Consider the following 10364-nt stretch of genomic DNA (forward strand, 5'->3'; position numbering starts at 1 on the left):
GCGTACGGCTGGCCGTCCCGATGCCGCCCCGTCACGAGACCGGCCCCGTCGTCTCGACGGCGGCCACGGCGGTCTTCTCGGCGGCGGCCACGGCGACGCGGGCCTTGTCCTCCTGCTCGGCGACGGCGGCCTGGACCTCCTCGAAGGTGTCGGCGTCCACCGCCGGTTCCACCCCGGCCCGCAGAGCGACGCGCGGGAAGGCCCGGTTGCGGATGGCCCAGTACCGTCCGGTGTCGCTGACGATCAACCGCCAGCCCGGGATCGCCGGGGTGGAAGCGGGGGTGTTGTGCATGATCTGGACCTCCGTGATCCGATCAGAGGCTCTGGCCGACGAGGTGATCGCCAGACGGGCCTGCCCTACGGGACAAGAGAAAGAAAGGTGCGCACCGTACGGCACCGCCCTGTGGAGGCCGGGCCGACAGGTCGTAGAAGTTCGGGGAACGCGGCACCTGCCGGTCGCGGGCCGTACTCCACCTGGGGAAAGACCGGGGCGGCTCAGCCTGGCCCAGGAGATCCCGGACCGGGGAACGCGGGGGAAAGAACGCCGGGTTCGCCGGGACAGCGGCGGACGAGCAGGCCGAACGGTCGCGAAGGCCGGAGCGACGACAGGAGGCGTAGCGCTCGGAGCCTGGGCCGGAGCGGCAGGCGGGATATCGGCGGGGATCGGTGCGCGATCCAGCTCGGGAGCGGTTTCCGAAAGGCCGGGCAGGTCATCCGGTACGGCGTGCGCGGCCGGGGCCGCCGCGGGCGATCCCGGCTCGGGGTCCAGCTCAGGAACGGGACGACGCTGGGCGGGCACCAGCGGAACCACCTCCCCTGGCGCGACCTCCACCGGGGGCCGGGGAGCGGGAAGGATCTGCGGGCCGTACCCACGACGAGCCTGGAGACGGGCGTTCATCAACAGCCCGGACGGTTGCACATACTCGTGCCCGTCCTGCTGCGAACAACCATGGGCGTACGGCGAATGCCCGCAGCGGGCGCATCCCATGGGCAGGGGTATGGCGTCGGCGAAGCAGCCGCAGCCGTCCTGGCTCGATGTGTTCCGGTCGCTGACCGGAGCACTACTCTTGCTCACGTCAGGAGTTACCTTCCTGATCAAGGCCCCGGCCGGTGGGAGAACACCGCGTCCGGGGCCGCTGTCGTTTTTGGGCTTTGACAGTGAACCTCAGCGAAAACACCGTCCGTAACGGAAAATGACGGAGACAAAGGCGGAGACTTTCTCTCCGCCCCTCTCCGATGGGCGGGTGATATGGCGACATCTCTGCCAGAACGTCCGGCATGGGCGTCACGCTTGCAGGTTGAGCGTGAGAAGCGCCGTTGGAACAAGAACGAGATGGCCCGCCACCTGCTCAAAGAGGCCGGATGCGACGCCTCGATGGTCACTTCCCTGGCCCGATCGATCCGTGACTGGGAGAAAGGTAAGCATTACCCCCGCGACTGGGCAGCGGTGTATGCCCAGGTGTTCAATCTCCCCGAAGACGACCTATTCTCCAAGAAACGGGCGTCACACGAGGACGATGAGATGGAACGACGAAGGCTCCTGCAAGCTCTGGCGACGCTTGGTGTCGCCTCGCCACCGGTCTTCGACTCGCTCCAGACGATCCGGGACAGCGTTGGCCTGTCGCTGGGGCGAGATGAGCGTCTCGACGTGGAGATGTGGGAGGAGGCCGTTTCCGAGCACGGCTACGGCTACCGGCTGACCCCTCCACAGCAGATGCTCGGCGAGGTGGCAGCCGATCTTGTAGCGGTCAAGCAGGCCATGTCCCGTGCAGGAGATCACAGCCGGATGTTCAGCTCGTGGTGCCGGGTCACCGGTGGCCTGTCACTGCTCATGGCGAAGACGCTGTGCAACCTTGAGCAGTCCCGGCAGGCCCGTCAGTGGTGGGCGACCGCTTTGAACGCTGCGGAACTATCTGGAGACCCTGACCTGGGCTCATGGATCAAAGCGGAGCAACTGATTCACGGGCTCTACGATCAACGCCCCGCGCCGGTTCTGCTACGTCACGCCGACGCCGCACTCAATTACTACGGCGACTCCGCTTATCGGGGAGTTGCCGGGATCTCGGCCACCCGTGCGCAAATATTGGCGACCCTCGGCAGGTCCGCCGAGGCGACAGCCGAACTTCGCCGTTGTGCCGAGGTGTTCGAGCGTCTGCCCGATTCGGTCACAAGCACCCGTCAGGGTCGAACCATCGAAAGTTGGGGAGCCGAACGCCTGAGTTACTCCCAAGCATGGGTGCATGCATATCTCGGTAACCGAGATCGGCTCGACGAAGCAGTGAATCACACACACGAGGCGTTGGACCCCTCTGACCCCAACCCTCGCTTCCGTGCTCAACTAGCCCTTCTCCAAGCTGCGGGATACACGCGTTCTGGCGATGTGAGCGAAGGAATTCGACATGCTCAGGCTGTGTATCAGTCTTATCCGGCCGAGCAACGAACCGTCATGGTGACGCGATTGGCCAACGGTGTTCTTGAAGCAGTGCCCACGGCCGAATGGCGTACGCACGCGGTAGCCGATTATCGAGAGCTGCTCGCCGCCTCAGGGCGCAGGGCGATCACGTAAAGGTCGAACGCGTCCGAGGTCTCACCTTCAACCCCCGGGGTCTGGCCTATCGGTTTCCAGCCCCATCGTTCGTACATGCGTTGCGCTTGCTGATTGTCCGAAACGGTGGCCAGCGTCGCCCGTTCCTCGGGACGCGAGCTGAGCAACTCATCCATCAGACGCTTGCCGAGTCCCTGGCCTCGATGGGACGGCAGCACCGCCAGATCAATCACCGCGAACGTCCGCCGCCCGGTCTCGACGGCAAAACCGTCAGGCGGGGGCGGCCGGAGCCCGTCCCACCAGGTCGAGCGTGCCGAGAGCGGCAGGCCATAGGCGAAGCCGACCAGCACGCCGTTCTCTCGCGCTGTGACCGCCTCGAATCCGGCCGACTCGGTCTGCCGGAGAGTTCGCCGCCTGTGATCCTCCAGGTCATAGCCGGGGAACACGACAGCGTAGACCCGCTGGATCTCATCGAAATGCTCCCGGGTGCTCCCGGGGCCGAGACGGCTCATCTCCACCTGGCTCATGGACACATCCTCACCACATCCACCCGCCCGAGAAAAGCAGAGAACCCGGCGTTTTCAAGTGGAACGCCTTTGTGGACGACGCGAAGCTCGGAACATTCGACTTCTCACCCGTGAGCCCGTCATCATGGACAGAGCTCCATACGCCGGGCCGTACCCAAAGATGATCAACACTCTGACCTGCACCTCTGCACGACCGCCGGACTGCTGCAGAACCGGCCCACCCCACCCGCACTTCGCCCTGCCTGACCTGGGGCTTTACCCTCGGGTCGCTCATCACCCTGAAGGGTTCGCAACGCCTGACCCCGGGCGGCAAGACCCTGCTGGGGGAGGTCGCTCATCACCCTGAAGGGTTCGCAACAGGCGATGTGAGCGTCCTGTTGAGCGCGGGCCGCCGCAAGTCGCTCATCACCCTGAAGGGTTCGCAACTTCTGCCTGATCTCGGCCAGCGCGTTATGTCCTGGTCGTCGCTCATCACCCTGGAGGGTTCGCAACCGATCTCGGCCGCGCGGTACGCGACCTCATGACGCACGTCGCTCATCACCCTGAAGGGTTCGCAACCCTCTTGATGATGTGGCGACCTGCGGCAATGATGGCGTCGCTCATCACCCTGAAGGGTTCGCAACACTGGAGACGGTGCGCTCCGACCTGCCATCCGGGCCGTCGCTCATCACCCTGAAGAGTTCGCAACCCGATGGCCGCGACGCTGGCGCCGAGCCCGAAGAGCAAGGTCGCTCATCACCCTGAAGGGTTCACCCGGCCTCTCGGCCGCCGATGACACGACCCCGCCCCCGGCCCAGGACCCGCAGCTTTCGGGGCGTGGGAAAATTTGTGCGAAAAGTTGGGGGAAAGAAGCTCGCATAGTGCTCGAAGCCCTTCAGATCGGGCTAGGGTCTGTTTCCGGGTCTCTCCCCCTGCCTTGATCGTCCGGATGGCACCCCACCCCCGCGAAAGCATCCAACGCCCGTGTGAATCCCGCGGGTGTTCCCACCATCGCCGTGAGTCGTGAGCTTCGCTTCGCGGTGTGCCCATCGGACGGTTCCGGCCATGGCGGAGATCCCCGAACAACCCAGGCGACGCCGAAGGAAGACCGTGAAGGCGGTCCCCAGACGGATGGAGAGACGTTGAGCAAGGCCATCAGAACGGACACGCAGTCGCCCGCACCGCACAACGCCGACAGTCATGACCTGATCCGCGTGCAGGGGGCCCGGGAGAACAACCTCAAGGACGTCAGCGTCGAGATCCCCAAGCGGCGGCTGACGGTGTTCACCGGGGTCTCCGGGTCGGGCAAGAGTTCGCTGGTGTTCGGCACGATCGCCGCCGAGTCGCAGCGGTTGATCAACGAGACCTACAGCGCCTTCGTGCAGGGCTTCATGCCCACGCTGGCGCGGCCGGAGGTTGACCTTCTCGAAGGGCTGACCACGGCGATCATCGTGGACCAGGAGCGGATGGGCGCCAACTCCCGTTCGACCGTGGGCACCGCGACCGACGCCAACGCGATGCTGCGGATCGTCTTCAGCAGGCTCGGCGAGCCGAGCGCCGGGCCGTCGTTCCACTACAGCTTCAACCTCCCCGCGGGGGCCTGTCCGCGCTGCGAGGGCATGGGCCGGGTTACCGACATCGACCTGACCCAGCTCTACGACGCGAGCAAGTCGCTCAACGAGGGCGCGATCACCATCCCCGGCTACACCGCGGACGGCTGGATGGTGCGGGTCTTCACCGCCTCCGGCTTCATGGACCCGGACAAGCCCATCCGCGACTACAGCGAGACCGAGCTGCACGACTTCCTGTACCGGGAACAGACCAAGGTGAAGGTCGAGAACATGAACCTCACCTACGAGGGGCTGATCCCCAGGGTCCAGAAGGCGTTCCTGGCCAAGGACAAGGAGGCGTTGCAGCCGCACATCCGGGCGTTCGTCGATCGGGCGGTGACCTTCACGGCCTGTCCCGAGTGCGGTGGCACCCGGCTCAACGAGGCCGCGCGCTCCTCGCGGATCAAGGGCGTCAACATCGCCGAGGCCTGCGCGATGCAGATCAGCGACCTGGCCAAGTGGGTACGCGGCATCGACGACGTCTCGGTCGCGCCGCTGCTCGCCACGCTGCAGCAGACCCTCGACTCGTTCGTGGAGATCGGGCTCGGCTACCTCTCTCTTGACCGGCCCTCGGGCACGCTGTCGGGTGGTGAGGCTCAGCGCACCAAGATGATCCGGCACCTCGGCTCCTCGCTGACCGACGTCACCTACGTCTTCGACGAGCCGACGACGGGTCTGCACCCGCACGACATCCAGCGGATGAACGACCTGCTGCTCCGGCTGCGGGACAAGGGCAACACCGTGCTCGTCGTCGAGCACAAGCCCGAGGCCATCGCCATCGCCGACCACGTCGTCGATCTCGGCCCGGGTGCCGGTACGGCGGGCGGCACTGTCTGTTTCGAGGGGAGCGTCGAGGAGCTGCGGGCCAGCGGCACTCTCACGGGCCGTCATCTCGACGACCGGGCCTCCCTGAAGGAGAAGGTGCGCACGCCGTCCGGCGCGCTGGAGGTCCGTGGTGCGACGGCGCACAACCTCCAGAACGTGGACGTGGACATCCCGCTCGGGGTGCTCGTCGTGGTCACCGGCGTCGCCGGGTCTGGCAAGAGTTCGCTCGTGCACGGGTCGATCCCGGCGGGCGCGGGTGTGGTCTCGATCGACCAGGGTGCGATCCGGGGTTCGCGGCGGAGCAATCCGGCGACCTACACCGGGCTGCTCGACCCGATCCGCAAGGCGTTCGCGAAGGCCAACGGCGTCAAGCCCGCGCTGTTCAGCGCCAACTCCGAGGGCGCCTGCCCCAACTGCAACGGCGCGGGCGTCATCTACACCGACCTGGCGATGATGGCCGGGGTGGCGACCACCTGTGAGGAGTGCGAGGGCAAGCGCTTCCAGGCGTCGGTGCTCGACCACCACTTCGGCGGCCGGGACATCAGCCAGGTGCTCGCGATGTCGGTGAGCGAGGCGGAGCAGTTCTTCGGCTCGGGTGAGGCGCGTACCCCCGCCGCGCACGCCATCCTCAAGCGGCTCGTGGACGTCGGGCTCGGCTACATCAGCCTGGGTCAGCCGCTCACGACGCTGTCCGGTGGCGAGCGGCAGCGGCTCAAGCTGGCCACGCACATGGCGGAGAAGGGCGGCGTCTACGTCCTCGACGAGCCGACGACCGGTCTGCACCTCGCGGACGTGGAGCAGTTGCTCGGTCTGCTGGACCGGCTCGTCGACTCCGGCAAGTCGGTCATCGTCATCGAGCACCACCAGGCGGTGATGGCGCACGCCGACTGGATCATCGACCTCGGCCCGGGTGCCGGTCACGACGGCGGCCGGATCGTCTTCCAGGGCACGCCCGCCGAACTCGTCGCCGCCCGTTCGACCCTCACCGGGGAGCACCTGGCGACCTACGTCGGAGCCTGACCACGGAACGCCGGGCGTCGCCACCACGACGCCCGGCGCCTTCCACAACGGCAATCGAGAAACCTCAGGGAACACGGATCCAGGAGGCCACGGTCTCAGGGAGTCATGTCGTACGGCGGGAGCCGTACGGCATCAAAGGGCGTCAGGAGCACCTGGCCACCTGGCAGATCTTGGCGAGCATGGTGTGGGCGTCCTTGGTCTGGTGGGCGAAGTCCGTCTTGTCGGGGGCGCCCCACTCGCCGGACCTCGCGTAGGCGACCAGCGCGTTGCCGCGCCGCGTCAGGACGACCCGCTCGCCACCGACCTTGGCCTTGCCTCCCTGGTAGAGCTGCCCGGACACGGCCAGGCCCTCGTCGCCGAGGGCGAGGGGGGTGCCGGAGTAGCGGTAGGCCGTCTGGGAGGTCTGGAGGGCGGGGCAGCGGACCAGGGCCCTGCGCACGTCGGCCAGGGCCTGGGCGGCGGCCTTCGGCGAGTTGTAGAGGATCACCTGCTCGGAGCGCTGGTCGGAGACCGCGACGTAGGTGACCGTGCGGGCCGCGATCCTGCCCGCGGCGGCCGGTGACCCGGTGTAGCAGGGGTTCACCACGAGCTTGGCGTCCCTGGCCTGGCTGACCGACCACATGCCGGTGGCGCTCTTCTGCGCGGCGGCCTTCTCGTACAGCAGGAACCCCGGCGGGATCGCCCCCGGGGAGCCGGAGGAGGACGCGAACGCGAGGGCGGGAGCCATGACAGTAGCCATGACAACGGCGAGGGTGCAGGTTGTCAGGATCTTCATGGAATGTCAGACGTACGGCCTCCCGAGATGGTTCGATCGATCCGCCGCCAGAACAATCGGGCATGGATGCCGTACCGAACCGCAGGTCATGACGGGTCAACCGACTGTCACACGACAGTCACTCCCGCACCCCGCAGGTGACGGCGCGTCAACCAGTTGCGCATTCTAAAGAATCCTTGCGAAAGGTTTCTTGTCTCATCATAATGGCGCCATGGACGAGCACCCCGCCATCGCCGATCCGCGCGCACTGCGCGCCCTGGCACATCCCATCAGGCTCGCGTTGCTCGAAGCACTCGGAGTTCTGGGCACGGCCACCGCTACACGCTGTGCGGAGGTGACCGGAGAGAGCGTCGCCAGTTGCTCGTTCCATCTGCGCACCCTCGCCGAGTACGGCTTCATCGAACGGGCCCCCTCCCACACCCGGGAGAAGCCGTGGCGGCTGGCCAAACCCGTCCAGTCGATCGCCTCCGCCGCGGAGAACACCCCGACGGGAAACGCCCTGGCGGAGGTGTTCCTCGAAAAAGAGTTCACGCGCCTGCGGGCCTGGCGCGGGCGCATGGAGTCCGAGCCTGAGGAGTGGCAGCACGCGAGCCTGATCCTGGGCGCCACCCTCTGGATGACCCCGACGGAGTTGTCGGAGTTCAGGGAGTTCCTCAGGTCGATGGTCATGGGATACCTCGACCGGGTCGAGAAGGCCGAGCTGCGGCCCGAGGGCGCGCGGCCGGTGCGACTGTTCATGGCCAGCAGCGCCGAGGACTATCCCGAACCCGCCGACGACCCGGCGCCCCCCGCATGAGCGCTCTCGCCAATCCGCGTTTCCGCAGGCTCCTGGTCGGCCAGTCACTCAGCACCTTCGGCGACAGCGCGCTCTACCTGTCGCTGGGCATCTGGGCCAAGGACCTGACCGGTGAGAACGCCGCGGCGGGGATGGTGTTCCTCTGCCTGTCCCTGCCGGTCGTCCTCACCCCGTTCGCGGGCCACATCGTGGACCGATTACGCCGCAAGCCGCTGCTCATCGCGGTCAACCTCGTCGCGGGCCTGGGCGTGCTGGCCCTGCTGCGGGTGCGTTCCGAGGCCGACCTGTGGATCATCTACGCGGTAGCCCTGGGATACGGTCTCTCCTTCATCCTGATACGTCCGGCCCAGGTGGGGCTGGTCAAGCAGATCCTGTCCGGTGAGGAACTGGCCGGGGCGAACGCCGCGATCCGGACTGTCGGCGAGGGCATCCGGCTGTTCAGCCCGCTGGTCGGCGCCGCCGTCTACACCGCGGTCGGCGGCCACACGCTCGCGGTGCTCGACGCGCTCACCTTCGCCGTCGCCGTCGTCATCCTCCTCACCCTGCGCGTCGAGGAGGGCGCCCCCACCCCGCCCCAGGAGCGCGAGCCGTTCAGGCGGGAGATCATGGCGGGGTTCCGGCAGATCGCGAGCACCCCCCTGGTGGCCTTCACCACGGTCGCCGTCGCCGCCAGCTTCGCGGTGATCGGTCTGCTGGACACGGTGGACTTCGCGGTCATCGAGTACGGCCTGCAGCGCCCGGCCTCGTTCTTCGGTGTCCTGATGTCGGTCCAGGGCGCGGGCGGCATCTGCGGCGGCCTCGTCGTCGCCACGATGATCCGCAGGTACGGCGAGGCCAGGTCGGTCGGTGCGGGCCTGCTGACGGTCGCCCTGGGCACGGCGCTGCTGACCACGCCGTTCCTGCCGGTGGTCGTCGCGGGGTTCGCGATGATCGGCTGCGGGGTTCCGTGGCTGGTGGTCGGCTACACAACGGCCTGGCAGCGTTCGACGCCGCAGCAGATCCTCGGCAGGGTCGCCGCCGCGGCCGACCTGGCGACGGTCGGGCCGCAGACGCTCTCCATCGCGCTCGGCGCCGCGCTCATCGCCTCTGTCGACTACCGCATCCTGCTGGCCGTCTGCTGCGCGGTCCTGACCCTGTCGGGGGCCGTGCTCCTACGCAGGGCCCCCAAACTCGTCACCGCCTGACGGGGTCCGCCTCCCGGATCGTCACCAGGGTGGGGACCACCTCGCGGATTCGGCGCTCGCGCAGGTGGTCCACCAGGCGTGCGGCCCCGGCCATGCCGTCCGCCATGAGGCAGCCCGGGTCGAGTCTGCCCCTGGCCAGGGCCGTGGCGGAGACCGCAAGTGGGGAGCCGCGCAGCTCGGCCACCTGGACGTCCCGCTCCCCCGGCACCCAGGTTCGCACCAGTTCCGTCACCGCCCCGGCGCCCTCGGGTACCTCCACGATCAGCAGTACGCGTGCCGTACCCCCAGGACGGAGCACGGCGGGCATGGCGGCGGCCACGAACGTGAGCGCGTGCTCGGCGCTCATCCAGCCGATCTCCGTCTCCGCGTGGTGGGTCGGGCCGGTCGGGCTGTTGAACACCAGGTGGTCGGCCAGGTCGCCGACCGCGAGCCCGGAGCGCAGGTCGGCCGGGAGGAAGTCGGCGTCGAGCCCGTTGACCAGGGCATTCACCTGGGAGTACGCGACCGCCCTCGGGTTGAGGTCAACCCCGACGACCGAGGAGCAGCTCTCCCGCAGCGCCAGCGCCAGGATCCCGCAGCCGCACCCGACGTCGAGGAGCCTGCCTTCGACGGCGCCGAGATTGTCCAGCAGCTCGAAGCTCGACGCGTGCGGCGGCATGACCAGCGTGGACCTGCCGGCCATGGTGATCGAGGCGTCGCCCCGGAAGAGCTGGTCGGACAGGAGATACATGGAACGGCCCGGCGAGACGGAGACCTCCGACGTCACCGTCCCGTCCCGCTCGGCGACCAGCTCCAGCTCGGCGAGCAGCCCGCGCAGCGCGATGGGCACCGTCCGCGCGTAGAGGTCGGCGGGCACCCCGCCGTTGCGCACGAAGAGCTGGACCATGACGCCCGCCGCGCTCGTGAGCAGCTCGGGAACTCGTTCCGCCGAGCAGACCGCGTAGAAGGCAGCGTTGCTCAGCAGCTCCGCCGGGTCCTCGGCGGACAGGGCGCGGACCGTCTCCTTCTCGGTGAACCCCACCTCGCGCAGCGCCTCGCCGAGGGAGCGCAGGGACTGGACGCCACGTGCCCGCGCCACCTGGGCGCCCGGATCCCACACGGCG

General features: G+C 68.0%; 8 protein-coding genes and 1 CRISPR repeat array. Of the genes, 4 read left to right on the forward strand and 4 right to left on the reverse strand.

Annotated elements, in window-relative coordinates:
* Positions 1-31 precede the first annotated feature (31 nt).
* Positions 32-292 (reverse strand): hypothetical protein, encoded by a 261-nt coding sequence (locus FHS44_RS37555; RefSeq protein ID WP_184724825.1) that lies wholly within the window; start codon positions 290-292, stop codon positions 32-34.
* Between the two features lie 999 nt (positions 293-1291).
* Here FHS44_RS37555 and FHS44_RS37560 point away from each other — a divergent pair.
* Positions 1292-2566 (forward strand): NsdA family TPR-like regulatory protein, encoded by a 1275-nt coding sequence (locus FHS44_RS37560; protein ID WP_184724828.1) that lies wholly within the window; start codon positions 1292-1294, stop codon positions 2564-2566.
* On the opposite strand, the gene FHS44_RS37565 is transcribed toward FHS44_RS37560, so the two are convergent.
* A complete protein-coding gene (locus FHS44_RS37565; RefSeq protein ID WP_184724831.1) occupies positions 2521-3072 on the reverse strand; it encodes a GNAT family N-acetyltransferase in 552 nt (183 codons plus the stop codon). The two genes, FHS44_RS37560 and FHS44_RS37565, sit on opposite strands and share 46 nt — an antisense overlap.
* A gap of 265 nt (positions 3073-3337) precedes the next feature.
* A CRISPR array of direct repeats spans positions 3338-3828; the repeat unit is 29 nt; unit sequence GTCGCTCATCACCCTGAAGGGTTCGCAAC.
* A 365-nt stretch (positions 3829-4193) separates the two neighbouring features.
* Here FHS44_RS37565 and FHS44_RS37570 point away from each other — a divergent pair.
* Positions 4194-6506 carry an ATP-binding cassette domain-containing protein gene (locus FHS44_RS37570; RefSeq protein ID WP_184724834.1) on the forward strand — a complete coding sequence of 771 codons (2313 nt, stop codon included), beginning with the start codon at positions 4194-4196 and terminating at the stop codon, positions 6504-6506.
* Between the two features lie 142 nt (positions 6507-6648).
* On the opposite strand, the gene FHS44_RS37575 is transcribed toward FHS44_RS37570, so the two are convergent.
* Positions 6649-7245, reverse strand: a complete 597-nt coding sequence (locus FHS44_RS37575; protein WP_184724837.1) for a hypothetical protein — start codon at positions 7243-7245, stop codon at positions 6649-6651.
* 247 nt (positions 7246-7492) lie between these two features.
* Between FHS44_RS37575 and FHS44_RS37580 the strand changes: the two genes are divergently transcribed.
* Complete coding sequence (locus FHS44_RS37580) at positions 7493-8077, forward strand: ArsR/SmtB family transcription factor (protein WP_184724840.1); 585 nt, start codon at positions 7493-7495, stop codon at positions 8075-8077.
* Complete coding sequence (locus tag FHS44_RS37585) at positions 8074-9261, forward strand: MFS transporter (protein ID WP_184724843.1); 1188 nt, start codon at positions 8074-8076, stop codon at positions 9259-9261. Before FHS44_RS37580 ends, FHS44_RS37585 begins: the two co-directional genes overlap by 4 nt.
* Here FHS44_RS37585 and FHS44_RS42610 read toward each other — a convergent pair.
* Entirely contained in the window at positions 9251-10360 is a 1110-nt protein-coding gene (locus FHS44_RS42610) for a methyltransferase (protein ID WP_184724846.1), read from the reverse strand. The two genes, FHS44_RS37585 and FHS44_RS42610, sit on opposite strands and share 11 nt — an antisense overlap.
* Between the last annotated feature and the right edge of the window lie 4 nt (positions 10361-10364).

It is taken from the genome of Streptosporangium saharense, assembly GCF_014203715.1.
Lineage (GTDB): Bacteria > Actinomycetota > Actinomycetes > Streptosporangiales > Streptosporangiaceae > Streptosporangium > Streptosporangium saharense.